This is a genomic window from Cytobacillus stercorigallinarum, from assembly GCF_014836495.1.
GTDB classification, from domain to species: Bacteria; Bacillota; Bacilli; order Bacillales; family Cytobacillaceae; genus Cytobacillus; species Cytobacillus stercorigallinarum.
The window spans coordinates 11810-36859 of sequence record NZ_JACSQT010000019.1 but is presented as its reverse complement, the minus strand read 5'-3'; the positions used below and the strand labels follow the sequence as shown (position 1 = coordinate 36859).

The following is a 25050-nucleotide window of genomic DNA, read 5'->3' as shown; positions in this document are numbered from 1 at the left end:
AGAAGAAAAATCTTTTAAAATAACAGAAAACCCCACCTTCACTTTAATGCAAAGGTGGGGTTTGTCTACGGTCTGAAGCGATGTCATGTGACATCGCTTTTTTATTCGTAGGCATTAGAAAACTTGTTCTACTTCCACAACACCAGGAACTTCTTCTAAAAGAGCGCGCTCAATACCAGCTTTAAGGGTAATTGTAGAACTTGGGCAACTACCACATGCGCCTAAAAGACGTAATTTTACAATCCCGTCTTCTACATCTACTAATTCACAATCTCCTCCATCACGAAGAAGGAATGGTCTTAATTTATCTAGTACTTCTTGGACTTGACCTGTCATTTCTGCTTGTTCTGCCATTTAAAATCGACTCCTTTCATATCTATATTATAATCAAGATAACCATAAAAATCTATGATAAGGAAACATTTACTTATGTCTGTTATTATACTATATTGTAAAATAGAATGAAGAGTGAAATTATTTTTTTTATTGAAAAAGGGGGAAGCATTTGATGGCTGACCAATTAGAGATTATCGTCTATGGAGCAGATGTCCTATGTGCAAGCTGTGTGAATTTACCGTCATCTAAAGAGACATACGAATGGCTTGAAGCGGCACTGGCAAGAAAGTTTGAAAATCAAAAATTTAAAGTATCTTATGTCGATATATTTAACCCACCATTAGATGAGGAAAAACAAGCATTCGCTTCTCGTGTAATTGAAGAAGATATGTTTTATCCAGTAGTCAAAATCAAAGATCAAATTGTTGGAGAAGGCAACCCTAGATTGAAAGTCATTTATGCAGAGATGGAAAAATACGGATTCACAGCGGTGTAAATGAAAAAATGCAACCTCAGACCCTCAGATTAAATGAGATAGAGGTTGCATTTTTTGGTTAAAGAAGAATTTATTCATACATAATCGGTGCACCTGGTCCAAGCTCTATACCAAGTAACATCCACACAATTAACATAAGTGTCCATCCGATTAAGAAGAACATTGAATAAGGAATCATTGTTGATACAAGGGTACCAATTCCCATTTTTTTATCATATTTCTGTGCAAAAGCAATAATAATGGCAAAATACGTCATCAACGGAGAAATGATATTTGTTGATGAATCTGCCATTCGATAGGCCAGGCCATCTGAGTAAGTTCAGGTGAATAACCTAATTGCATCATAATTGGAACGAATACCGGAGCCATCATTGCCCATTTTGCAGAAGCACTGCTGTTAATGAACGTTTCTTGGAAGCTGAATGATTCTTAAACTGCTAAATAATAAGTGGAAAAGGAGAGAAGGAATGAAAGATTTTATTATCCTTTTTTTGTTGCTTATGGGATTGAATTATTTCGTGTATATGCAATTCCCTTCCGCTTCTTCTGAATATGATGAAAGATCACATATAGGCTATCTCCTAGTAGATAAGCATCTATTAATTGGTGATGCAGATTTTAAAAAGGCAGACCTTCATCTTGATGTAAATCGTTTAAGAGAAAAGTATGAAATCATCCACTATCTATCATATAAAGAATCTCAGCTTCCAGACAGTATAAAGAACGGCGATAAAGTGAAGGTGAGATATAGTGAGATGTATCAAACAAAAATTCCTCAAATCGCTGTAAAACGTATGGAATTGTATACATCATCTTGTGAAAAAAAGAGTGAACTGGTAGGACATATACATATAGAAGAAAAAATTTTAATAGAAGATGGAAATTTCCATGCCAATGACATCCATTTAGATATGGATGAATTACAAGCAAAATACCAAATTGTATTATTACATATAGAGTCCCCACTTCTTTTAGAGAGGATTGTTACTGGTGATCAAGTAGCTATCGGATATAGTCGCATGCTTGAATCTTATCCACCGAAAGCATTGGTTACCTGTATAGAAAAATTGAATTAAAAACTTATAAGCAAGATAACGATGATATCAGAGGGAATTATGTAGTTTTTGCCGCACAGCTGTCTGTTTAAATGGTTATAGATGTCCGCGGAAATTCCGTGTGTGCAGTAATTATTAGTGAAATTGCTCAAAATGTACGCGCAATTTACATTTGCGTAGCTAACTTAGTTGTAATTGCTAAAGCTTGATGAGCAAACGCAATTTGCGCAGCTAACTCAGTTGAAATAGTTAAAGTTGAACAAAGTGTTGTTTTCATGACCCGCCTTTCATATTTAAAAATGAAGTCACTGTTAAAAATTTAAAGATAATTGTATACTTTTTTCTTTCTCATTCGTCTTATAATTGCAGGGGGGAGAAATGGATAATTCAGATGATTTAAAAAGTTTAAATGAGGAACTGAATTTTGTTTACCGATATTTAAGAAAATTGAAGATATCTCATGAAGATGCAGAAGATATTGTACAAGAAACGGCTTATAAATTTCTTCAGTATTATGATTCAATAAGAACTCCTAAAATTCGGAGTTGGTTAATCCGTGTCGCTATCAATTTTCATTATGATCAATTTCGTAAAAATAGTAGAGTTAAGCTTGATTTAAGGGAAGATCAAGTAAAAACACTTTCAAAAGATTTACCTGAGGAGATTCTTATAAGTTATGAACATTGGTCTGAAATTGAATGTATTTTATCTAAACTTAAACCAACATACAGGGAAGTATTACTTCTTAAATACAAATGGGAATTAAAATACGATGAGATAGCTAAAATTCTTGATTTGAAGGTTAACACGATAAAAACATTCTTAGCTCGAGCCAGGAAGGAATTTGCGAAACTTTACAGGGAGGTATACAAATGAGTAATAATGATAAGGAATATGAATCAGAAGAAAATAACAAAGACCTGGATTTTGTTACAAGTCCATCCTTGCAAAAGTCAATCAAAAAAGCCAAATCGAAACAAACAATTAAAATTTTAATTATTAGCTTGTTAAGTACTTGTATTTTATTTTTTGGAGTTTTTTCTACTGGTCAATATCTTCTGCAAAAGCGACTTGTAAATGATGACCAATCGTTGTTTAATCAAATCAATGGGGCAAATGTTTATACTGTTAGCGAGATGCATGTTTATGGATTTTTAAATCTAAGCGCTGTAAAGCATATTACAGTTAATAAGACAATCGGTGATCGTGAAATCGTTTGGAATAAAAAAGAAGTAGAAATTCCTTTTATCGGAAAAAAAACTGTAATTGATAATGAACGGTTTACTGAGAGAACAAATTTTAGTGAGCGGCTTAACAGAGAGGTCCAATATAATAGTTTTAACGGTGAAAGAGAAGTAAGTTTTTATTATCCTCAACAAAAATATGATTATTATCCAAATGAGTTGGAAATTGCCACGCAATTAGATGATAATACATTGGCAGAAGTGGCATTATCATTTGATAAAAACTATACTCTTAAAGAAATTCAAAATCTGATGGGATTGGAAAATATCAACTGGGTATGGGTGAAAACAATTAAAGAAGATAAGCTAGGCAATGTAAAATCTGATTCTAATTCTAGAATAGTAGATGGTCCATCTGCGGACGGTTTTCAAGTAAGGGGGGATGATTTAAATTCGGCAGCTAAGACTTTTATAAGTAACATCGAACTGTTGAGTAAGGAAGGGAAATACCAAACTACTGTAAAAAAACTGGCTGAGGGAATTAATCCAAATTCCTTTCCGGAGGTTGATGATCTTCGAATATCTGGAGTAATTGTTTCTGGGACACCTAATGAATTGGAAAAATTTCAAGATTTAGAGATTATTCAAGCTTCAACTATTGGAGCAACAATAGATTTGTATTAATATTGCTAAAAATTGTTGTAAAGTCAATCACCTTAATAACACGATTATGGGAGGTAGAGAAAAATGGATAAGAAAAAACTCGCAAAAAAAATTTTAACTATAATTTTTTTAATTAGCTTTTTAATATCATTAGGATTTAATTATTCATTATGGAATCAATTAAAAATAAGTGAAAACAGGGTAAACGCTTTATTGTCATCTGGTATGTTTGATAAGGAAAAGTAGAATTAATAGAAATTAGTGTACCTTAATTAATATAGATCACTCAAGTGTTTTATATATAGGAAAAATATAATTGTCTATTTGCACTTGAGTTAATAATTTCTTTTATGTCAGTATGTATTTTTATGTAAATCTATTGCACTTCTGGGTGCCTCTTAGATATTTATCTATGGACTGAATGGTAAAAAACGTAATCTAGTTCTATCAATAAGGGTGGTAATTTTAATAAAAATAACTGTAATTATATTTAAAGTGAAATCCTAGCATATATATCTTTCCAATTTTTAAATAGGAGATCTTTGAAGTGTGGTTCAGGAAACCCTGAAACTTTTTCTAATTCTCAAAAAGCAGTGGTTTAAATTTAACTAGTTTTTTAACAATGTTCCTTCTACTTAAAAAAGAGCCGTAGTTTTAAAAGGACAATGAAGAACTATCGACTCTGAAAGAAATTCAATTAAAAAACGGCCCGTTTGGAGTTGATTTATTCCAAACGGCCGTTTTTCTACAGAGAAGGGGCCTATCTCCTTTGTATGCGCATGCCTTTTTAGACCCGAAGATGAGGTGACCTCATAACCGTGTCTGTGCTTCAATTCACTATTTTCCCTTCGATTTTGTATCGTTCTTTCGCTCTCTCCTTAAAATGGTCACTATTTTGAAATTTGATTTGGTTTGCATGTTCTTCCGATTATATACTGACCGAATATGATTTGGTTTTCGCTCCAGGCTTATAACACCCTGCTTGGAAAGGACAACACTTACACTTTTCTACGTATCTGTTTGGTTTGTAGATTGGTTTTTCTTCCCTTGTCGCGCTTTCCTTATCGCCATATGCCCCGCAGGACAAACGTACATACTGGCATCTTTATATGTACTCAAATTCATCACCCTTTTTCGATATCCATGGGAGACAGAAGGATTCACTTTGCGATTAACTCAATCTCATGTTCTTTCACGTACGTGAGGTTTTTCTTCTCCGAATAAGCCGCATCACCTGACTTCTTTTATATCAATGCCTTCTTCTTTGCTTTTTTCAATTAACGTGGATAACGTCTTTTCTCCAGTTATAATCGTTGCGGCAGTAATGATTCGCTCTTGGATCATAGCTAAGTGCGTTTTGTATCCAAAAAAGGATGAATCCGCTGATTTATGACCGACTCTTGCGTCTGGATCTTCTGACTGTTGAAGTTCTAGTAAATCATCTTCTACTGTCTCTTTGAGTAGTTTTAATGGTTCTTTTACTTTGGGAAAGTCGGTTAATATGGGTTCTTTCTCAATGACTTCCAAAAGCTTTTGTGTATAATCCAACTCGGCTTCGATTGTATCCTCCGTTGGTTTAGTCGGAAACTTTTCCTTCATCGATTCATCAATGGTATAAATCATTTTCCGCACTTTTTTCGAACGCTTTCTCAACACCTCAACAGGAGAGGTCTGATTATAACGAGACCTTGTGTGAGTAGCGTCTACAATGACCGACTTGGATCGAATGACGCCTTTTTCAAGAGCGATTCTACCGTCTTGTTAATCAATGTGTCTAATAAGTCTTCGTCCTCCAATCGCTTACGTCGAAAGTAGGCCAATAAACTTGGATCAATCACATCGTCTTCCGGTGCCATTTCTAAGAAAAACTTAAACGACATATCAACTCGGGCTCTTTCAATAAGGTCAACGTCGGATAACGTGTAAATGGTCTTTAGAAGAAGATATTTGAATATACGAATAGGATGGACAAAGTTACGTCCATTCGTATGACAATACTTATCCTTTAATTTGTCCTAGACAAAGGAGAAGTCCACAAGTTTATTAATTTTACGAAGAAGGTGATCTTGTGGTACAACCCCATCATACAATCCCCCGTATTGAGTTATATTCATTGACAACTGATGATCAAGCATCCAATCCCTCACTTTTATGTAGTACATCCATTTTACAAGAAAACAGCGTATCTTTCTTTGATTTCTCGAAGAAAGATACGCTGTTTAGTAAATAAAAGACTTTTTCAGTGGTATCAGTTTTAATGTCTCTTTTTTAACTGGATTAGTTATTAATCATAATATCTTACATTTTGTAAATTTTCACCCAATACATAGTAATTATAATGCATTGTATATGTTTCAACTAGTTTATTATCCCCATCTATATAATTGTTTAATCCTGACCATGTAACCCGTGTAGCTACTTTGGTAGAAGTAGTTACAGTTTTTGTACCTATAAACTCATCTTTGTTAAAATTTGGATCATGATCATATAACCGTATTACTGTTTCATTTTTAAAATTATTATGTTTAGGTATTAGTACACTATAATTTCCACCATGTGAATGCCAAACTGTATCAGTTTGCCAACTGAAATTTATTTTCCAATATTCTGTTCCAACTAAATCCCAGCCACTAGTATCTTTACCAAAAGGTTTAATTGTAGGATTAGGCAGTAAAGATTCATTTTCGAATTTTTCAAGATTTTCATTTCCCGGATGTTTATGAGTTTCTAAAGAAGCATCCTTATCTTTTATAATTTTAACTTTTGTAACTTTATCAGGATACCCTACTTCTTCCTTTGCAATAATAGCTTCTTCTGCATTCACTGCTCTAACTTCTCCTCTTACACCTGTAGATTCAGATTGGAATACCTCTAATAAAGTATCCTCAGTTTCAGAGCCATCACTTCTCATGTCTAATACTTTTTTTGCCTTTTCTACTGATTTTCCTGCATTTTTTACAGCCTCAGCTTGCAAGCAATCTGCAGTTTCAAAAGAAACTTCATAATATTCGTTACCATGTTCTGATTGAATATTTAATGAAGATTCATCTATGCATGTAGATCCTGTTTCTTCGGCTTGGGCGTGAACCGAATTAATTCCACTAACTAGCGTCAATGATAATACGGCAACCCCTATTAACGATACAATCTTCTTAATCATACTATTCCCCCTGAATTATTTTTTATTTTCACTTCTATATAATAATTTAAAATTTTAAAAATTTCTACAAAAATTTACAAAAATTATGTTAATTACCAAAAAGTAGACAAATATTTCTATATACTCCAAATAATGATTTTAAGTAATAGATATGGAAATAATAGAATTATTTCTTCTCAAGGTAAGAACGTAGGATAGGAAAAATGCTACTGATTAGGTCAAGATCTTATGTGCCTAGTGGAATATACATCTGCAATTAGAGGATTTTTAAAGAAGCTACTACACGATGTATTGAGATTGATTTTAAATCCTTTTAATAGAATAATTGATATTAATCAGTGGATTAACTCTTATTATTTAATAAATGTGCTAAATCATTAGGCATTTTAGTTTAACGGTTAAAAGTTATAATCAAATGGAGCACTTGGGTATGTGCTTATACAAATTATGCCGATGTTGTTGAAAGTTTTGAAGGAAGTTGGAATCGCAATACAAAAACCCAACAAAAAAAGTACAATCTCCTGAAAGAAATTGTACTTTCTGAAGTTAAAAGGATTGAAAAACCCTTTTAAATCAATGAATGATAAAATTGCAGATAATCTAGTGAATGATTACCCGTTATGATATTTATACATCCAAAGAATGCCTGATTTAATAAGGCGTGCAACTCGTCCTGTAATTGGGCGTTCAGCAACTAAACCAAAACCATGTTTTTTACCTAGAGAACCCATGATTCCTTTTAGTTTTATAACTGGAAGGGTCTCAGGTAGGTCTTCATTTTTCCAACGTTTTAAAAGGACTTGTACAATTTGCTCTGCTTGCCCTTCAGCTAGTTGCGCACTTGGTGCATGGGGAAGGCTCGCGCAGTCACCTACTACATACACATGCTCGTCATCAGGGATATTGTGATACTTTGTTAATACGACTCTACCCTGTTTGTCTTTTTCAACATCCATCGCACGTACAACATGTGTCGGTTGAATACCTGCAGTCCATACAACGACATCACTTTCAATCCGATCATCATGGTTGTATAGAGCGCCTTCCTCGACTTTAGTAATATTAGAGTTGTTAATGACATGTACGCTTCGAGAGTTAAACCAGTTTTGTACATAATTACTTAATCTCTCTGGGAAGGCAGATAAGATGCGATTTCCCCGATCAAACAATTTGACCGTTAAATCAGGTCTACTTTCATTCAGTTCAGATGCTAACTCAATACCACTTAGACCAGCACCAACAATTGAAACAATGGCGCCTGCTGGCAAATTATTGAGCGTTTCATATGTTTTGCGTGACTTAGCAATAGATTGAATACTGTGAGTATATACATCTGCCCCAGGAACATTATGATATTTATCTTCACAACCAAGCCCAACAATAAGATCGTCATATGAAATTGGTTGTTGATCCTTTAAATGGACTGTCTTTTCTTTTGTGTCAATTTTTGTAATATCTCCATATTGAATGTTCAAGCGAGGGTGTTCTGGAAAAGCAACACGTACATGTTGATCGGAAATCGTTCCAGCGGCCAGTGCATAGTATTCTGTTTTTAAACAATGATAAGGTACCCGGTCGACGAGAGTAATCGAAACATCATCCGGCAGTTGATTCGGTAAAAGGCGAGCAAGTACTCGCATTCCTCCGTATCCTCCCCCAAGAATAACAAGATTTTTCATTTGTTGATATCCCCTTTATTTTGTCCGTTCTCATACAAGAAGATAATCTGATACAATGGAAAAAACATAAGTGTCCAAATTATCTTAAAAAAATAAATATAACCATCCATATTGCATAATCCCATAAAAAGTATAACGAAATTATCTCTAAATCACAACAGAAAACGAAAGGAAATTTATGCAGGTGAGTTAGAGTAAAAATATTCTGATATTTGTAGTTTCTAGAAAAAGAAAGAAAATAAGGAGTTAATCATATGAGGAAGAGTGTTGTAGAATTTTGTGTAACAAATATGGCCAATGGTTCTCACCATGCCTTTGCCAAGTTAAAAAAAGATTATGATTTAGATGTCATTGAATATGGCTGTTTAGGATATTGTGGGAAGTGCCGTCATTTATTATTTGCTCTAGTTGACAATGACATCATTCATGGAGAGAATGCGGAGGAACTGGTTTATAACATTTATCAACATTTGGATGAATAACTTTTGTTCCTTTACTCGTTTGTTGCCATATAATAAGGTATAGTGACGTTAATGAAGGCAGTAAGTTTGTGAAACACAGTAAAGAAGTATATACTAAGCCTATAATATAAACTTGGAGGGATTATGATGAATCAAGTTGTTGAGATTACAGAAGCGGCAGCCCTTCACATTAAAGAAATGATGAAACAAAATGAAGAAGAGAATGCCAAGTTACGTGTAGCTGTTAAGGGCGGTGGCTGTAGCGGATTGTCTTACGGAATGGGCTTTGCTCAAGAAGTGGAAGAAGACGACATTCCTTTTGAATTACATGGCCTTGAAATCGTTGTAAGCAAAGAAGATGCACCGATTCTACAAGGAACAAAAATAGACTATAAAGAATCCATGATGGGTGGCGGTTTCACTATCGACAACCCAAATGCGATTGCCAATTGCGGCTGTGGATCTTCTTTTAGAACAGCAACAAAGGTTGGCACGCCTGAAGAGTGCTAAGTGGTAGATGAGATTTGAGTCGGTTATGATGTCGGTAATCTAAACGATAACTGATGCGCAGGGTTGCCGATTGCATTAGTAAATCGGCGTATATGCGTTAGTTGACGACGTAGAAACAACCCTTGTTTGGGCGATTTAGGATTAATAATAACGACCTTTCTTAGCGATGAAAAAAAATCGTTAGGGGAGGTCGTTTTTGTTTTGGCATTAAAGAAACGAAATCGCATCAATAAACTTTCGCACGCTACGAAGAATTTTCCGCAATTATCTTTCGAGCAAGCAATCGATATAGTTGTTTCTGGCAAGCGTGCGGAAGGTGTGCGCGATAGGACAGTACGAGATTATACGAAAATGTGGGGGTATTTTACCGACTGGTTGAATGACAATTATGAGGTCAAAAATGTCGATGAGCTAAATGCCGAGGTATTCCGCAACTACATAAATTACATGAAATATGATAAACGGAAGTACGACGGCCATAAGTACATTGACGCAAATAAACAAGAAATCGGCTTATCTGATACGACTATTAATATTAACTTGCGTACATTACGGGCGATATTTAACTATCTTCAACGCGAGGAGCTAATCGAAGTTAATCCGATGGAAAGAATCAAGCTTATCCGGCAAGATATCGACTTGACGAACTGTTTGACGGACGAGGAAGTGAAGGAAATACTGCGTCAACCTAATATGCGCGACTACGTAGGCTATAGAGATGCCGTGGCGATACATTTGCTATTAGATTCAGGCTTACGCGCAAATGAATTGATTGGTCTAAGAGCCGGCGATATCGACTTTAAAACGCGATTCATTACGCTGACAGGCGATAGAAATAAGAATCGTAAACCGCGCCTAGTACCAATATCAACGCACGTCATCAAAATGTTGCTACAGCTAATAAACGAGAACACAATGCACTTCAAGACTGATCGCGTATTCTTATCGTGCTATGGTGAGCCATTAGGACAAAACCAGTTTAATAAACGGCTGAAATATTACGCAGAGAAAGCCGGCATTAAAGATAAAAAGGTAACGGCACACGTCTATCGTCATACATGGGCGAAAAATATGATACTTAACGGTTGTGATGCGTTTACATTACAGAAAATTGGCGGATGGGCAGACATTCGTACAATGCGGCGTTATATACAGATGGATACAGAAGAAATGCGTCGTAGTCACGATGATTATTCGCCAATCAATCGCATGAGAAGAAAATTTTGAACAAAAAAAAATAGCGCAGGTTGCGACAACAACCTAACGCCCTGAGAAAAAACGATAGCTTAAGTATATCGAAAAAAAGCGTTATAGTCAACGCTTATTCAAGTATGCTTAAAAACAGGGTTGCGCGGAAGGAAAATCCGATGCACTATTTATCCGACTACCAAACATTCCAATCAAAGCAACAACTAAACGAAGCTATAGCCGACCACCTCTCGGAACACTATTACGAACTATCCGCAACGGATCGCGCTGTCCTTAATACTATCGCTCGCTATGCGGTCAAGTTCGCAGGCGCTGCGCATTTAAAAGTAGCGACAATCGCGAATAATATAGCAAAGAGCGAGAAAACTGTACGGCGTGCAATCAACCGTCTGCAAGAGTTACGCGTCATTCGGAAGCTAGTTACGACGCGTAAAGTTACCGGAGGTCAAGGCGCTAATATTATTCAAGTTTTACCGTTTGTGATTCGCGATGACCAGGCGGAAGTGTCCACGCGTGAGGATAGCGTCGAGCCAGTCGTGCCAAGCGTTCAGCCGACCGAAATCGAGAATGAACCTAGTATTTCTTTTAAACAGAATACTGTTATAAATAATACGTATAATGCGCCTACGACGCCTTACGTTCGATTTAAACAATCCGTCGAATATTATGTTAAGGACGCGAAGCTAACGAATAAGCTATACGGAATTTACCTTGCGCACACTTCATTCCTGCGGAATTGTCACGAGTCTAGCGAACTATTAAACTGCGGAATTGAAGCCGTACTGACTACGTTCAAGGCGACTAAACGCAAGGTTATACGTAACGTTGCCGGCTATTATAATGGCGTACTCGATCGCGTACTTGACGGCTTGATGTACGCAGCCTTATTTGACGCGTGACGCTTCCGAATGACACGATGTTACCTAAGTTAAATGCACATAAGAAGAAACACGGCAATTATATAGCGAAAAGGTAGCGCATCAATTCAGCCTCGGCGTTCATGACGGAGAGACCGCCAAAACTCGAGGGTAGAAATCGGGAAATAGTAACGGGAAATAGTCGATACTTTATGCAGAATAGACCGTTATACAGTCGCCATGGACAGCGTATAAACCGCGCCACAATAACGATGTATAAAATCATGCATAATCGATAAATTTACGCACTAAATAAACGTTGATATGACGCGGTTTGTAAAAATATCAACTTCCTATAGCTATTATTATGTAAACTAGAAATGAATGGAATATACGCGACTATACAATTATCTGACAATTTAAAATAGGGAATGGAGGAAGGGGGCGGGGGTGGTCGGCGAGATGCCTCGCGCCCTGGCTAGCGAATCTTTCTCGCAAATTTTTAAACTCGGGGGTCAATGCGTATGTTCGAGTCGTTCCTTTCGCCCTTCTTCGCGATCTTCCAAATAAAATTCCCACGCAGAATTTTAAAAGGAATAGACGAAATGTTTACGTACCAAGGCGCGAACCTATGCGCTGACTCTTCCGTTTAGGCGGAACTGTATTATATACAAAAGGTGCGCGACAACTAAAAAAAAGCTTCCGATTTATTTCGGAGGCTCTTTTTCATTCTTCTCTTTTAAATACTCTCTTTGTTCCTTAACGGTGCTCATATTCCAAACTTCACTCTCTAGCTGCAACGTCATTAACTCTCTAATATCATCAATTTTCAATGCGGTGGCTATCCTACCTATATGATCGAGATTTAAGCGATCAACAAATCCGCGAGTTATCTGTGAAATAGCCGCAGGTCTTATTCCTGTTAATTCTGCTAATTCTTTTTGAGTCATTCCACGTTCCTTTAACACTACATCTAAACGTAGCTCAACGATTAATCTTTCATATTGCTCATCTTCTATGTTCATCAACTTATCACCTCTAAGACGTATTATACACGAAATTACGAAAAAGCGGAATTATTTTCATAATATGTATTGACGTAATTACGCATACACGTTATTATGTGTTTAAGACATAAATAAGGAGGCGTCAAAATGGGAATTTTATTTGCAACGGTTTGGTTTGCATGGGCTGGAATTGTATCTGCAGCATTTATCGGATGGGTGGTGAGCGACAATGATTAGGCGTGAGGATGTGACGTTCATTGATTCACTTAGTGAACCAGTAATTCAAAATGTCGCCGTCATTAGCGAAAGAGTCATTGCAGAGAATGAAGGTGCTGGGTCCGTCAGCTTTACAGTGGCAAAGGAATCTATAGAGCAAGAGGTAAACGCCGACAGTGCTCGTGTCTTTGAGTGTTATTTCGGCAAGGAACTAACCGACAATGAGCTAGAATGGTTGTCGACTGCGAGCTTTATAGAGGTCGTGGAACGGTATGCACTAACAATTGGAGGGGACGCGTAATGATTAAGCGAGAAAATATAAAGTTTATTGCAACGCATGATGAAGGCTTCGGCGAACCAATTGTAGAGGATACGGTTATTTTTGCAGAAGAAATCGTCGCCGAATACAAAGGGTATGACATGCTGACATTTCGGGTCATGCCCGAGCCAATTGCGGAGAAGGATAACGTACTGGATTTAGCGCGCTGTAAAATACTACGCGTAGACCTCGAAGGTGGTTTTACAGACGAAGAGTTGGACTTTATGAGCAAAGCTAAGTTTGTAGACGTCATAAGGAGGTTTGCAAAATGAGAAAACGAATTGATGTCGAAATCATTTCTGATAAATGGGCGCCTTCTGACGCAGCTTATCGCGAAAAGGGCGTGCTATTTGATTCAGGCAAGGTAATATCGATTGATGACATTGGCGGGTTATCAGTCTATGAATTGGTATATATGAAAAGCGACAATTTGGCGGTTGTCGAGGAAGATGCAGCGATAGATTATGATCGCGAATTACTGATTAATCTAATTTTAGGAGGAAAATGAAAATGAAAAAGGTAACGGTGCAGTATTTATTTGGTGGCGTAATAAATGAAATGGATAATGAGGAAGGTATCCTGTTTACCAACGGAAAGGTGTTCGTGGCAGGCGGAAATGAAATAGGACTATACAACGCGATCGGTACGGAAAATAAAGACGTTGTGACAGTGGATTTGGATAATGATACGGAAGAGTTCATGCGCGAGGACCCAACGGTGCTTATCGAATTAATGGCTGCAGTTTAAATTTGCGAAAAGGTGATCCGTGATGTCGGTGCATCGATGGCAAGGGTGCATCGGCAAGCGGCTTGAATGACACGCGACCCGGAATGGAGTTTATTATAGCGGCAAATATAGTAAGTTGTGTGCTGGGTCGTCACAAGTGTCGGCCTATTTTCGTTTAAGGGGGGTCGGTATTAATCGACAGGTACACCGCTTTGACATTTTGTCAAACTGGCGAAGCGATATTCGAGAAGTGGTACCGGTCTATGGGATACCGAAAAACCAGAGAAAGAGACGTTCGAAGAATTGCCGACATCGGCAACTATATCAATAGTTTTTTGCTAGTTCAACGGTTGAACGACCAAACTCGTGATGTTTTTGAAAGACTGCCGCTTATGCTTTCCGAAGCTATACCAACGTGTAGCAGGCGAAGAAATATTCGAAATTGGGCGCAGGCTCAAGCACGTTAAAGAGAATGACTTGGCGCATGGTGAGTTCGGAAATTGGTTGACTAGCGTTGATTTAACTGAAAGAACTGCACAACGTTTTATGCAAGCTCACGATCAGTTTGGAAATGCGACGACGTCGTCGGTTTTATCGACGGGTAAAATATTCGAAATGCTTTCATTACCAACCGAAATCGACCGTCAACAGTTCGTTGAGCAACCGCACACAGTCCCGTCAACTGGCGAAACAAAAACGGTAGATGAAATGCCCATAATGAGCATTTAAAATCGCAATCGGCATAATGCCGAATTAAAAATCGCAATCTGATATTGCCGAGGATGATATTCCATCACGCATCATTAATTCGAAGCTCGGATTGCCGGAGTTAAGTAGGAATCAGAAAGCAGCATTGGTCATTCTCTTACACTACGAGGAAGAGAGGAGGAAAGCGAGGGAACGTCAATTAGCAACACTGAAACAGAATACCGATACTGAAATATTTCAGGGACGGGAAGTTAGCGGAGAAACTGCGAAGATACTCGCCAATAAAGCAGGTATTACTCCTCGATATATGTATCAATTACTAGCCGTCTACAAATCGCGTCTTGACTTATTTCAACTCGTAAAAGACGGAAAGTATTCCATTAATAAGGCGTACACGCAGATGAAAGCGGACGAGGCTCCAGAAGTAGTTGAGGAAGTACCAGTCGAAATACTCGACGTTGACGAATGGCAGGCGGAATATCTCCTTATTGCGGAAAATGTAGAGCGACGAGGTCAAGCCGAATCGGATTCGATTAAGAAAGCGAGGATAGCGCAGTTCTTGAAGGAGTATTGGGGCGTTAGACGACTAAGTGGTAGGCAGCGTTTGAAGGGACATAATGTACCTTCAAAAACTATTGCTGACATTGGTGAAGAGTTAGGAGAGAGTGAAAAAACAACTAAGCGTTTACTTAAACTCAACGACCTTATACCCGAAATCCAAGCGCTAGTCTCATCGGGCAAACTCGGCACAACTGCGGCAGAACAATACGCCTACATTTCTCCGGAGAATCAACACAAGGCGATATATAACTTACGCAAATTTATGGAGGCGATAAACGATGGAAGAGAACGAAATTAAAGGCGGTGGTGCTACGTCTGCACTAAGCAGAGATATTAACGTACTTACAGCAGAAATTAAACTACTACTTCAACGTATTGAGGACGACGCGGTAGCTGTTGGACTGAGGTTTAAAAAAGTTAGAGACGAAGAATTAGCAGATAACAAATATGGTAATTGGGGGAAGTGGTGCTCGGAAGAGTTTTCGATGGATAGAAGCACTGCCAATAAGATAATAAAGGTATTCGAGACATTCGGAAATGGGGCGACGTCGCCTCGATTAGGGAAAGGGAAACTGTTTGAATTAATAGCATTGCCTTCGGGCGTTGACCCACTAGATTTCGTTGAACAACCGCACGCAGTCCCGTCAACAGGTGAAACAAAAACCGTAGATGAAATGACCGTCCGTGAGTTGCGCGAGGTTAAGAAGGCGAAACTAAGGGCGGAAATTTTGAGCAGAATCAAAACCTCGCGCCTATAGTAAGTGAGGGTTATTTTTAGTGTAGTAAAAAGGTGTATAAGTAGGAAGTAGTCACTGGTATGTCGCTACCCCCATTGCGGCGTACTAGGTTTTTATTTAAATGGGGGTTAAGAAAATTAACTTGTAGGAGTGGTTTTTTATGGACGCATTATTATTAAAGTTTATTAGGCAATCAAAGGGCATATCTCAAGCTGAACTAGCGCGCATTACTGGCGTCAGTGCTGCGTTGATATGTCAGATTGAGAAAAATCAGAAGAATATCAGCGATAAGGTAAGGCGATCAGTTAACGACTATTTCGGCGCAGAGTATATAAGAACATGCCGAATTTTTATCGAAGAAAACAAAAATGGGGGCATTTAAATGAGCGAAAAAATGAGTAAAGGAAGGTGGGCTACAACGAAGGGATGACGCTATTATTGCTTATACAGCTAAAATTTAGACGTATATACAGTCAAAAATTAGACGTAGATACAGTTAATTATTAGACGTTATAAAGATTTACTATTAAGATTTACCGATAAAGATATACATTACGCCACATATTCGCTAACGCTCATATGTAACGTCGAGGGTTATATAATTAATTACTTTTCGCGAAAGGTAGTTAATTAAAAGAGTATTGGCGCCGAATGAGGGTTGTCTTTTACCCGAATGGAGGCGCAGGGTTCTGTATGTGTAGGACGCGAAACAAGTTTTTAAATACTAACTGATAAGATAAGTAAGACTTTCGCTGATTGCTGATTTATATCAATATATAGTAGTTAATTGTTGGTTTAACGGTATTTACGCACTATATATTGATGAAGATGCCGATTTTATAAAGGGACGCCAAAGCAGTGTATTCCCCCAAATATGGGACGTCAAAGCAGTGTATTATTTTTCGATAAGATACTGGTTGTCTTTTTACCTAAATTGTATCAGGAAGGTTGAGAAAATAGTACCTATTTTACTGTTTAGTTATCTATGCAATATGAAAGGAAGTTTGTTTACTCGTAATTGGCTTACTTTTCGCCGAATTGTTCCCCTTGTATATGAAGCACAATTTACATAAGCGACTTGGTTGCAATTCCTAAGCAATCAAGCGCTTTTTATTTTCTAATAATTTATGAATAATCCATAAGGAGGCTAACGAAATGAACGCTGAACAATTACGAACAATCAGAAACACGTTAGGAATGACGCGGAGACAATTTGCCGATAAGGTTGGCCTTTCCGCAATCCTAATAGAAAAGATAGAGCGGGGCGAGTGGAAGGTGACACCTAGATCAAAACGGAAGATACTCGCTGCTTTTAATATAGATGAAACAGACGTAATGAGCGTAATGGAATTAAAACAAAAATTATCAGGAGGTATTTAAATGGCGGATCATGCAGCGGTTAATAGAGCTTGGAAAGGACTAACGCAGAAACTATCGGTTTGTCAACGGGCTAACGCCCGGCAATCGGGGGAAAACCGCCCCCTCATGCAGAGATATTATATGGTCGCGAAAGGTAGTTAATTAAAAGAGTATTGGCGCCGAATGAGGGTTGTCTTTTACCCGAATGAAGGCGCAGGAGTTAAGTTCTATAGAGAAGATAAGAAGGAATTTTAATCGCATAAGCCTGAAAACAAGAGTAAAACGTTGATATAGCGAGCATTACAGAGGTTTAGTGCGGTTTTTGAGAGTGCAAAAAAGGTCACCTATTCTGGGGAAAAAGTGCAAAAAAGGTCACCTATTTTTTATGAGGGGGAGAAAGAGATGAATGTAAATAAGCAAGTCGGACGGTTAGCATCGTCCAAACCAGTAGGCAGTATCAAACTAATCGGCAACAACGGTTATGGTAAAGACGAAGCCGGCAGAACGTTCATAGTGGAATCGTTAGAGCAACGAGAGCAACGAAGGCTCGCGGCTATCAAAAAGTCGGATCAGCGCCACTTCTCATTCACACACATGCGCCACATTCGAGAGATAACCGATAACTTGTCGAACAAGATATGCGGATATGTATTAATGCTGCAGCCGTACATCCAATATAAATCTAACGTGCTAATCAAGCCAGGTAGAGAAGAGTTGCCGTTGGATCAAAAAGGAGTAGCGAGCGCTCTAAAAGTAACGCCACGGACTGCAAAAGCCGTCTTACAGGAGCTCGAACTACAGGACATCGTAGAGGTAACGCGAGAGGGCTATTACAAGGTTAATGAACGATATCATTTTCGCAAAAAGGCTAAGGGGGACAAGGATATGTTAATTAAAACGTTTTTCACGACATTAAAAGAATTGAAGCTCAAGCCTGCCGAAATGGGCGCTATCTATAAATTACTGCCTTATGTACACTACGAAACAAACATGATTTGCGATAATCCTTTCGAAGAAGTGCCGGCTAATATTCGCTTCCTAACAACGAAGCAGATTGCGGAGGTTTTACAGCTCGATGAAAAGAAGGCCATTACTATTTTGCGTGCATTAAAGAAATCAAAAGCCATCGCAGAGACTACGCGATTTGTTGAAGATGGCCGCACCAAATACATCACATTAAATCATAACATCTTCTACCGCAAACAGGGAGAACCGGATAGCTCACTTGTTGCAATGTTTAGCGCTAAACCGAATAAATAATAAAAGAGGTTGAATAAATGATGAATAACGAATTATGGAAGTTAGAAACGGGTTGGCTCGCAGGCTACACGCAAGATCGAGATTTAATCCGACGTATCAAACGCTACAAGAAGGACTGGACGATCATGGCAGACTACTTTCGCGCTGGTCGCCTTGAAGCGGTTCAATTTCGCATCCCAATCGAACAAAGGCGTGCAGCAGAGCGCATGTTAAAAGTGACATATAATGAGGAAAATCAAGCCGTTTGAGGCGTCTAAGGCGAATACCCTAGGCGTACTATTCAAACGTTTTTTTCGTGGCTAGAATCGGCTGTTTGGCTCGAAAATCTGTCAATTACACGTAGTTCCGAGGAGGGTTTGGATGGCATTTACTTATGAGATTATTCGCGGGAAAGGATACCGCAAACCGCAGCTTGCAAGAGTAACCTTTGACGATGGCAGTAGCGTTGATTACCTTTTCGGCCATTATTTGAGCGAGCAAGCTATCGCCGATATGCTGCCTCGTTTGGTTATGGATGCGAAGGCAAGTCGTAGAAAGGCGGTGGGCTGATGAAGCGCAGAGTATTTGAGGTTAATATACAGCGAATAGATAACGAATCAGCAATAGGTATCATCGAGTGGGGCGAAACGAACGAACAACTATTTATCGCAAGTTTGTATTACGACAAAAAGCTTAGTCGCTCGGAGGCATTTGACGCTTGGAATATTGCGATAATAAACGAACTGGAAGCGGGCGAGTATACGCTGATTCGAACGAATGATATCAGCACTCGAAGTCGGCGAAGGCTCAAGTATCCGCGTAATCTAATGAAGTTTGTCGCGAAGGGTCACTTGATGCCGGCTAAAACGTTGGCTTTCGATGCGCTGATAAGAAAAACGAATATAAAGGAGAGATTTTAAATGGTAAACGCGAAGGATTTCAAAGAAACGATTGAGGCGGTAGCACACGCAAAGAAAGAGGTATATGTAGAAACGCTGAAAAAGGAATTGGCAGGCGCAATGATTGACGCAGATATTATCAACTTATTTACTAAGGTCGCGAATCATGATGCGGACGCGATCGGTGAACTAAAAAACAGATTAACGGAGGATGCTTAATGGAAAACCAACAAATTTATTTACTCAGCGCAGATGGCGGCAACGCAGCCGGTAATATCTACGAATATAGCGATCAAGATGCGAAGATTTTACTCGAAAAAGGGAAAGCCGTTAAAGTAGACTATCCGAAGCTGAAATCTTACGAAACAGAGATCAATAGCTTAGTAAAACGATATAAAGAGCAACGCGATGCATTGAAGGAAAACCCGCGCTACGCGGACAACGAAGCTGAACGCGAGTATCAATTGCAAGAGTTACGACGCAAGCTAGACGAGGACGTAGCGGCACAGCGTGAGGACTATGCGGTCGAATTAGAAGCAACCTATCGCGAAGCAGCAACGAAAGCATTTTCGTTTGAGACAAGCGAGGAGGGCGTTAAGTTTGCCGACGCAGTGTCGTTACGGCTCGACCTTGGCATCGGGCAGGACGTAGCGGATATGTTGAAAGTGGCTATCGCGAGCGCTTCTGACGCCGAAAAGGTTGGCTTGTTGACGCAATGGCCTAAGTTATCGCAGAAGCTCGAAGGAAATGGCGTTAACAGGGTAACAATTCAAGATATTGAGGCAGACTTGAAAAAATCTACTGGACTAGACGGAGCTGCACTGCAATTTAAGATTCTTGGCGCAATAAAAGATAGTCAGAATCCGGCAACAGCTTATACGACTATGCTTGCGGTTGAAAAGATAAGGGAGGCAGCGAAGTGAGCGATTTCGAACGAAAAGTGTCAGAACGCTTAGAACGCAAAAAGGAAGTAAAAGGCGTCGATCCATCTTCGTCAATGAATGGAGCTAAACGGATGCCGCGTCAGACAGACGGTCGAGAGGCTGGGCGGAGCTTATATCAACGATTAAAACAAGCGGGAAGAATACAAGGTTTATAGAGGCGTCCTTTGGGCGCTTCTTCTAATTTTTAGGAGGGATTCTATGGACTATACTTTATCTATTGAAAATCGAAGGTTTCGCGAGAAGAAAGCTATCCTAACGGATGAATTAGAAAATGTCCAAGAATTAAGGTCATTTGACTTGCAGCAACTCAAGCGACAAATATTTAATGCAGTCGGTCACACAGAGCCGGCAGTAATTCGGACAGATAGCTATGAAATGCTTGTATCTAGGACGCCGTCTCATATAAAGGTGGTACGTAAATGATTAAAATACTGAATCGTTCGCGCCAGCCTATCGCAATACTCGAAAATGCACATAGCGTATCGTACAAGAAGCGTCTCAACGAAATTTGGGGCGCTTCTTTTATTTTACCGTTAGACGATCCGAAGAATAAAGAGTGTGAACCTTTTAATTACGTTGAAATTGTAGACGATGCAACCGGCGAATATATCGGACTTTTTCGCATTGTACCAGCAAAAACATCTAAGTCAGAATCAAGTTATGCGATTCAATATGAATGCGATCATGTAATTGCGACATTACTAGATGATGTTCTATTTAAATACCATCAAACAATTAATTGGACGACTAGGCAAAACATCGAATATATACTTGCGCGACAAACAACGAAGCATTGGCGACTTGGTCGATGCGACTTCACGCGCTACTTCCACTATAAATGGGAAAATGAAAACGGATTGCTCGGCCCGTTATTCTCTATCGCGCAACCATTCGACCAGCCTTATGAGTGGACATTTGATACGACGTCATATCCATGGACTTTAAATATTGTCGAACCGCAGAACGCCGTCTCATGCGAAATAAGATATGGCGTCAATCAACGTGAAGTCCATCGAGAAGTTGATCCGACTGGCATCATAAATCGTATATATCCGCAAGGCTATGGCGAGGGCATTAATCAATTATCAATTGAGAAAGTCAATAACGGCGTACCATATTTGCAGGATGACGCGTCAATTTCAAAATTCGGATTAATACCGTATGTTTGGGTTGACCGTCGTTTTGAGGATGCAGATTCATTAAAAGCCAGCGCGCAGGCACTACTTAAAGAAAGAAGCGTACCTAAAGTCAGTTATCAAGTTAGTGCCGCGGATTTATCTAGCTTAACCGGCGTTGATGCCCATAAATTAAAACTAGGCCGAATCGTTCGCATAACTGACCCTGACCTAGGTATTATTGAAGCGCGGATTGTTTCCGAAGCCAAGAAGGACATAGTTGGGGCGCCAGGTGAAATTGAATTAGAAATCGCAAACAAGACAGAAAACCTTGGAACTACTCAAGCAGACTTAGAGAGGCGCCAACAAATTAACGAAGTGTATGCGCAAGGGGCTACAAATATTGATTCGCATGATTATAACGATAATGCAGACCAAAATAACCCGGCGTCAATCCGTTTTTATTTGCCGGATGAAATGGTTCGCGTTAACAAATTAGAATTAACCTTTGATACCTCGGAATTTAGGACGTATGGAAAAGCTACAGAAGGCGGCGGAGCAACGTCAACAACTACTTCCGGCGGAGGAGCAACAACGGCAACAAGTTCGAGCGGTGGGGGCGTTAGTACATCAACCGCAAGTGGGGGCGGTAGTTCTCAAACGTCTAGTGCTGGCGGAGGTACCCAAACAACAACCAGTACAAGAAACTTTTCTCAACTAAACTTGATGAGTGGGATACCGGAAGGGTTGAGTAACGCCCATGTCCACGAGGTACAAATACCGGGGGACAGGTTTAATCATTCGCATGAGATTACGATAGGAAGTCACACACATAGCGTCTCGATTCCGTCCCATACTCACAACTTTAATGTTCCAAATCATTCGCATAGCGTGTCTATCCCAAACCATACGCATGATTTTACATTGCCGGATCATACGCACGAGATTCAGCACGGCATATTTAAATTGAATACAACGCCGTCCCGAGTCACGATTAAAGTGGACGGTAATACAGTTCCGCATACTTCAACTAGTGGGCAGAATATAGATTTAATTCCTTACCTCGGAAAGGATTCAAGCGGTAGGGTAAATAGAGGCTGGCATACAGTAGAGATCACGCCGAATAGTCTCGGTCGAATAACAGCGCAAATAACAACGCAATTCTTTATTCAATCACGCGGCGGAGGAAATTTTTAGTGATAAACTAGGAAAAATATGCTAGAATTAAAATAAAAAAGGTGATGGGTAATGCGGAAATTAATTACATTGGCGCTACTTTTACTATTAACTGCTTGCGCAAGTGAGTCTACGGAAGATGGGAAAAGCAAAGAAGTCAAAGCAAGCGCTGACGTAGTTGCCGCAGAAACTGAGAATCAACCTTGGGAGAAGTACACCGCACAAGAGGTTTACGATCTTGTTGAATCCGGTGAAGAAGTATATTCGCTAGAACACGCAGAACCATTAGAAAATGAGTTTTTCCGTCTTTATGAAGCAGGAGAGCTAACGTCCGAATGGGGTAACTATTTGTATGTATTTGGCGCGGAGTTGACGGCAAAACATCCGGAAAATGAAGAGTATTTTAAGCTGATAGCAAACGCTGGAGTTAATGTTAAAAACGAAAACTATGACGAAGCGAAGAATAAATTAAAAGATGCAGAAGCTTTAAGAGGCGCCAATTGAGGCGTCTTTTTACATAGCGCTTGTGAAAGCGATTCTGACGCAATTAACTTTTGATTCGCGGATAATTACTCATTCGATGCAAATACCGCTTGTGTTATCGGAAAACTTTGGGTAAGATTAAGTTAACGTAATCCATCGCTATGAATGAGCGGTGTTATTAATCCGAACGAATAATAACAATCGTCGAAAAAGGTAATAAACGTTGATATTATCGCGTTTAATCTACCGTCTAACTGACCGACTAATTCACTATCGACAACCCAAATGCGATTGCCAATTGCGGCTGTGGATCTTCTTTTAGAACAGCAACAAAGGTTGGCACGCCTGAAGAGTGCTAACTCATTTTATTAGTGAAGAGATCTTCCTTTAATTAGGGGAGATCTTTTTTTACTTAGCATGCTTATGTAAAGTTAGAAAGTTAAAACTCATCATATAAGGATTGTTAGTTGAAATTAGTATAGTAAAAATGGTGAGAAACCGTATATTGGTTTTGAAGGTGTAGAAAAACCCGGAAACGATTTCCGGGCTTTTTTCTTAAAACATTGAAGTACTATGCTTAGGTTGTACTCTTGCTTTAGGGTCAATATATGTTTTTGCGTGACTGACTGCAACTGGTGCTTCGCCAAATCCACAAGCAATTAATTTTACTTTGCCGTCGTAAGTACAAATATCTCCAGCGGCATATACGCCTTCAATATTCGTTTCCATCTTTTGGTTAACTACGATAGAGTTCTTTTGAATGTCAAAGCCCCATTCTTTAATTGGACCTAATGAAGAGACAAAACCATAGTTAACAACAACTGCATCGACGTCGATTACTTCTTTCTCTTCTTCACCAACTTTTTCGAGGATAACTTGGTTAACGCCGCTTTCATCGCCCACTAATTCGGCTGGAATATATGGTGTTTTAATATCGACTTTAGAGTTTTCGAGGTTTTCAACACTATGTTCATGGGCACGGAATTTGTCTCTACGGTGAACAATTGTGACCTTTTCTGCGATAGGCTCAAGCATTAAAGCCCAGTCTAATGCAGAGTCTCCTCCACCAAATACGACGACTCTTTTGCCGGCAAAATGGTTGAGGTCGTTAATAAAGTAATGAAGGTTTTTTCCTTCGTATTCTTTTGCGCTTTCCAATTCTAAACGACGTGGTTGGAATGCGCCGTTACCAGCAGTGATAATGACAGATTTTGAAAAGTGGACATCTTTATCTGTCGTAATTTTGAATGTTCCATCTGCTAGTTTCTCCAAAGTTTGTACAGATTGCTCTAAAGATATCGTTGGGTCAAATTTGTCCATCTGTTCAACAAGATTATCTATTAACTCTTGTGCGCGGATTTTCGGAAATCCAGCAACATCGTAGATATATTTTTCAGGATAAAGGGCAGAAAGCTGTCCACCTAGTTGAGGTAAGCTTTCAATAATGTTAACAGATGCTTGTCTCATCCCACCGTAAAAAGCGGTGAATAGCCCAGTTGGCCCCCCGCCAATAATCGTGATGTCAAAAATCTTCTGTTCAGTCAAAGTGATTCCCCCTAATTATATATTATGGTGTTTTAATTAGTTTATCATAATATTAGACTATTCTGTATCATTTGGCGTTACATGTCAAAAGAAGTCCCTTCATATTATCTTTTGGAAATAAAGCGATGACTAGAAAAATACGGTTAAATTTCCTTTAGGAAGGTAAAACATGAAAGCGGTACCAATGTTGATTTGATAGTATTGAAAATCATTATTAAATAAAAAAATCTTAAAATTCTCAAAGTGTCAATTTAGCTTGAAAATAAGATAGAAAAGGAATACTATGTAATAGAAGATATATTTATTAATTTTTTGTGACATTTTTCGAACATTTTTTTGTCCGTGTTAGTGAAGGATATCACAATCTTTTATTTTTAAAAAAATAGGGGATAAGAAGTACTATAAA

Annotated in this window: 33 protein-coding genes and 3 pseudogenes; 29 read left to right on the top strand and 7 right to left on the bottom strand. The window is 38.8% G+C overall.

Going from position 1 to position 25050, the window contains the following annotated elements:
• Nucleotides 1–114 precede the first annotated feature (114 nt).
• Nucleotides 115–354: a NifU family protein gene (locus tag H9655_RS21245; protein ID WP_095372024.1), complete on the bottom strand. Its 240-nt coding sequence runs from the start codon at nucleotides 352–354 to the stop codon at nucleotides 115–117.
• A 154-nt stretch (nucleotides 355–508) separates the two neighbouring features.
• Here H9655_RS21245 and H9655_RS21240 point away from each other — a divergent pair, with 154 nt between their 5' ends.
• Nucleotides 509–832, top strand: a complete 324-nt coding sequence (locus H9655_RS21240; RefSeq protein WP_404826125.1) for a YuzD family protein — start codon at nucleotides 509–511, stop codon at nucleotides 830–832.
• Between the two features lie 70 nt (nucleotides 833–902).
• On the opposite strand, the pseudogene H9655_RS21235 reads toward H9655_RS21240, so the two are convergent.
• Nucleotides 903–1237, bottom strand: a pseudogene (locus H9655_RS21235) (AbgT family transporter); the annotation flags it as partial.
• Nucleotides 1238–1299: 62 nt separating this feature from the next.
• Here H9655_RS21235 and H9655_RS21230 point away from each other — a divergent pair.
• From H9655_RS21230 to H9655_RS21215, 4 genes are all read left to right on the top strand, one after another.
• Nucleotides 1300–1908 (top strand): hypothetical protein, encoded by a 609-nt coding sequence (locus tag H9655_RS21230; protein WP_191817228.1) that lies wholly within the window; start codon nucleotides 1300–1302, stop codon nucleotides 1906–1908.
• Between the two features lie 357 nt (nucleotides 1909–2265).
• Nucleotides 2266–2763, top strand: a complete 498-nt coding sequence (locus H9655_RS21225) for an RNA polymerase sigma factor (RefSeq protein WP_191817227.1) — start codon at nucleotides 2266–2268, stop codon at nucleotides 2761–2763.
• Nucleotides 2760–3755 (top strand): anti sigma factor C-terminal domain-containing protein, encoded by a 996-nt coding sequence (locus H9655_RS21220; protein ID WP_191817226.1) that lies wholly within the window; start codon nucleotides 2760–2762, stop codon nucleotides 3753–3755. Before H9655_RS21225 ends, H9655_RS21220 begins: the two co-directional genes overlap by 4 nt.
• Before the next feature lie 63 nt (nucleotides 3756–3818).
• On the top strand, nucleotides 3819–3980 hold the full coding sequence (locus H9655_RS21215; protein WP_191817225.1) for a hypothetical protein: 162 nt from the start codon (nucleotides 3819–3821) through the stop codon (nucleotides 3978–3980).
• 389 nt (nucleotides 3981–4369) lie between these two features.
• Here H9655_RS21215 and H9655_RS21210 read toward each other — a convergent pair.
• The 3 genes and pseudogenes from H9655_RS21210 to H9655_RS21200 all read right to left on the bottom strand — a co-directional run bounded on the left by H9655_RS21210 (nucleotide 4370) and on the right by H9655_RS21200 (nucleotide 8573).
• A pseudogene (locus H9655_RS21210) lies at nucleotides 4370–5869 on the bottom strand (IS1182 family transposase).
• A gap of 149 nt (nucleotides 5870–6018) precedes the next feature.
• Nucleotides 6019–6894, bottom strand: a complete 876-nt coding sequence (locus tag H9655_RS21205; protein WP_191817224.1) for a hypothetical protein — start codon at nucleotides 6892–6894, stop codon at nucleotides 6019–6021.
• 611 nt (nucleotides 6895–7505) lie between these two features.
• Nucleotides 7506–8573 (bottom strand): NAD(P)/FAD-dependent oxidoreductase, encoded by a 1068-nt coding sequence (locus H9655_RS21200; protein WP_191817223.1) that lies wholly within the window; start codon nucleotides 8571–8573, stop codon nucleotides 7506–7508.
• A 254-nt stretch (nucleotides 8574–8827) separates the two neighbouring features.
• On the opposite strand from H9655_RS21200, the gene H9655_RS21195 reads away from it, so the two are divergent.
• From H9655_RS21195 to H9655_RS21180, 4 genes are all read left to right on the top strand, one after another.
• Complete coding sequence (locus H9655_RS21195) at nucleotides 8828–9055, top strand: DUF1450 domain-containing protein (RefSeq protein WP_191817222.1); 228 nt, start codon at nucleotides 8828–8830, stop codon at nucleotides 9053–9055.
• 126 nt (nucleotides 9056–9181) lie between these two features.
• On the top strand, nucleotides 9182–9544 hold the full coding sequence (locus H9655_RS21190; protein WP_191817221.1) for a HesB/IscA family protein: 363 nt from the start codon (nucleotides 9182–9184) through the stop codon (nucleotides 9542–9544).
• A 201-nt stretch (nucleotides 9545–9745) separates the two neighbouring features.
• Nucleotides 9746–10771: a tyrosine-type recombinase/integrase gene (locus H9655_RS21185; protein WP_191817220.1), complete on the top strand. Its 1026-nt coding sequence runs from the start codon at nucleotides 9746–9748 to the stop codon at nucleotides 10769–10771.
• A gap of 104 nt (nucleotides 10772–10875) precedes the next feature.
• Entirely contained in the window at nucleotides 10876–11652 is a 777-nt protein-coding gene (locus H9655_RS21180; RefSeq protein ID WP_225230798.1) for a helix-turn-helix domain-containing protein, read from the top strand.
• A 665-nt stretch (nucleotides 11653–12317) separates the two neighbouring features.
• On the opposite strand, the gene H9655_RS21175 is transcribed toward H9655_RS21180, so the two are convergent.
• Nucleotides 12318–12635 carry a helix-turn-helix domain-containing protein gene (locus H9655_RS21175; RefSeq protein WP_191817218.1) on the bottom strand — a complete coding sequence of 106 codons (318 nt, stop codon included), beginning with the start codon at nucleotides 12633–12635 and terminating at the stop codon, nucleotides 12318–12320.
• Nucleotides 12636–12846: 211 nt separating this feature from the next.
• Between H9655_RS21175 and H9655_RS21170 the strand changes: the two genes are divergently transcribed.
• From H9655_RS21170 to H9655_RS22585, 20 genes and pseudogenes are all read left to right on the top strand, one after another.
• Nucleotides 12847–13134, top strand: a complete 288-nt coding sequence (locus tag H9655_RS21170) for a hypothetical protein (protein ID WP_191817217.1) — start codon at nucleotides 12847–12849, stop codon at nucleotides 13132–13134.
• Nucleotides 13134–13424, top strand: a complete 291-nt coding sequence (locus tag H9655_RS21165; RefSeq protein WP_191817216.1) for a hypothetical protein — start codon at nucleotides 13134–13136, stop codon at nucleotides 13422–13424. The genes H9655_RS21170 and H9655_RS21165 overlap by 1 nt, the downstream gene beginning before the upstream one ends.
• The gene (locus tag H9655_RS21160) at nucleotides 13421–13660 is read left to right on the top strand and encodes a hypothetical protein (RefSeq protein WP_191817215.1); all 240 of its coding nucleotides are present in this window, start codon (nucleotides 13421–13423) and stop codon (nucleotides 13658–13660) included. Before H9655_RS21165 ends, H9655_RS21160 begins: the two co-directional genes overlap by 4 nt.
• 2 nt (nucleotides 13661–13662) lie before the next feature.
• Nucleotides 13663–13899 carry a hypothetical protein gene (locus H9655_RS21155; RefSeq protein ID WP_191817214.1) on the top strand — a complete coding sequence of 79 codons (237 nt, stop codon included), beginning with the start codon at nucleotides 13663–13665 and terminating at the stop codon, nucleotides 13897–13899.
• Nucleotides 13900–14247: 348 nt separating this feature from the next.
• Complete coding sequence (locus tag H9655_RS21150; protein ID WP_191817231.1) at nucleotides 14248–14607, top strand: DUF3102 domain-containing protein; 360 nt, start codon at nucleotides 14248–14250, stop codon at nucleotides 14605–14607.
• A gap of 91 nt (nucleotides 14608–14698) precedes the next feature.
• Complete coding sequence (locus tag H9655_RS21145) at nucleotides 14699–15445, top strand: hypothetical protein (protein WP_191817213.1); 747 nt, start codon at nucleotides 14699–14701, stop codon at nucleotides 15443–15445.
• Nucleotides 15426–15905 carry a DUF3102 domain-containing protein gene (locus H9655_RS21140; protein ID WP_191817212.1) on the top strand — a complete coding sequence of 160 codons (480 nt, stop codon included), beginning with the start codon at nucleotides 15426–15428 and terminating at the stop codon, nucleotides 15903–15905. Before H9655_RS21145 ends, H9655_RS21140 begins: the two co-directional genes overlap by 20 nt.
• Before the next feature lie 139 nt (nucleotides 15906–16044).
• Nucleotides 16045–16266, top strand: coding sequence for a helix-turn-helix domain-containing protein (locus tag H9655_RS21135; protein WP_191817211.1), 222 nt, complete (start codon nucleotides 16045–16047; stop codon nucleotides 16264–16266).
• A gap of 773 nt (nucleotides 16267–17039) precedes the next feature.
• Nucleotides 17040–17264 carry a helix-turn-helix domain-containing protein gene (locus H9655_RS21130; protein WP_191817210.1) on the top strand — a complete coding sequence of 75 codons (225 nt, stop codon included), beginning with the start codon at nucleotides 17040–17042 and terminating at the stop codon, nucleotides 17262–17264.
• A 381-nt stretch (nucleotides 17265–17645) separates the two neighbouring features.
• Nucleotides 17646–18503: a hypothetical protein gene (locus H9655_RS21125; RefSeq protein WP_191817209.1), complete on the top strand. Its 858-nt coding sequence runs from the start codon at nucleotides 17646–17648 to the stop codon at nucleotides 18501–18503.
• A gap of 17 nt (nucleotides 18504–18520) precedes the next feature.
• Nucleotides 18521–18751, top strand: coding sequence for a hypothetical protein (locus tag H9655_RS21120; RefSeq protein WP_191817208.1), 231 nt, complete (start codon nucleotides 18521–18523; stop codon nucleotides 18749–18751).
• Between the two features lie 112 nt (nucleotides 18752–18863).
• Nucleotides 18864–19052 (top strand): hypothetical protein, encoded by a 189-nt coding sequence (locus H9655_RS21115; protein ID WP_191817207.1) that lies wholly within the window; start codon nucleotides 18864–18866, stop codon nucleotides 19050–19052.
• Nucleotides 19052–19402 carry a hypothetical protein gene (locus H9655_RS21110; RefSeq protein ID WP_191817206.1) on the top strand — a complete coding sequence of 117 codons (351 nt, stop codon included), beginning with the start codon at nucleotides 19052–19054 and terminating at the stop codon, nucleotides 19400–19402. Before H9655_RS21115 ends, H9655_RS21110 begins: the two co-directional genes overlap by 1 nt.
• On the top strand, nucleotides 19403–19600 hold the full coding sequence (locus H9655_RS21105; RefSeq protein ID WP_191817205.1) for a hypothetical protein: 198 nt from the start codon (nucleotides 19403–19405) through the stop codon (nucleotides 19598–19600). It abuts the gene before it with no gap.
• Nucleotides 19600–20304 (top strand): hypothetical protein, encoded by a 705-nt coding sequence (locus H9655_RS21100; protein ID WP_191817204.1) that lies wholly within the window; start codon nucleotides 19600–19602, stop codon nucleotides 20302–20304. Before H9655_RS21105 ends, H9655_RS21100 begins: the two co-directional genes overlap by 1 nt.
• Entirely contained in the window at nucleotides 20301–20480 is a 180-nt protein-coding gene (locus H9655_RS21095) for a hypothetical protein (RefSeq protein ID WP_191817203.1), read from the top strand. Before H9655_RS21100 ends, H9655_RS21095 begins: the two co-directional genes overlap by 4 nt.
• A 43-nt stretch (nucleotides 20481–20523) precedes the next feature.
• On the top strand, nucleotides 20524–20748 hold the full coding sequence (locus H9655_RS21090; protein WP_191817202.1) for a hypothetical protein: 225 nt from the start codon (nucleotides 20524–20526) through the stop codon (nucleotides 20746–20748).
• Nucleotides 20745–22637 carry a phage tail spike protein gene (locus H9655_RS21085; protein ID WP_191817201.1) on the top strand — a complete coding sequence of 631 codons (1893 nt, stop codon included), beginning with the start codon at nucleotides 20745–20747 and terminating at the stop codon, nucleotides 22635–22637. The genes H9655_RS21090 and H9655_RS21085 overlap by 4 nt, the downstream gene beginning before the upstream one ends.
• 51 nt (nucleotides 22638–22688) lie before the next feature.
• Nucleotides 22689–23120 (top strand): hypothetical protein, encoded by a 432-nt coding sequence (locus H9655_RS21080; protein ID WP_191817200.1) that lies wholly within the window; start codon nucleotides 22689–22691, stop codon nucleotides 23118–23120.
• Between the two features lie 245 nt (nucleotides 23121–23365).
• Nucleotides 23366–23458: pseudogene (locus H9655_RS22585) on the top strand (iron-sulfur cluster assembly accessory protein); the annotation flags it as partial.
• 196 nt (nucleotides 23459–23654) lie between these two features.
• On the opposite strand, the gene H9655_RS21075 reads toward H9655_RS22585, so the two are convergent.
• Nucleotides 23655–24644, bottom strand: a complete 990-nt coding sequence (locus H9655_RS21075) for an NAD(P)/FAD-dependent oxidoreductase (RefSeq protein WP_191817199.1) — start codon at nucleotides 24642–24644, stop codon at nucleotides 23655–23657.
• Nucleotides 24645–25050 lie beyond the last annotated feature (406 nt).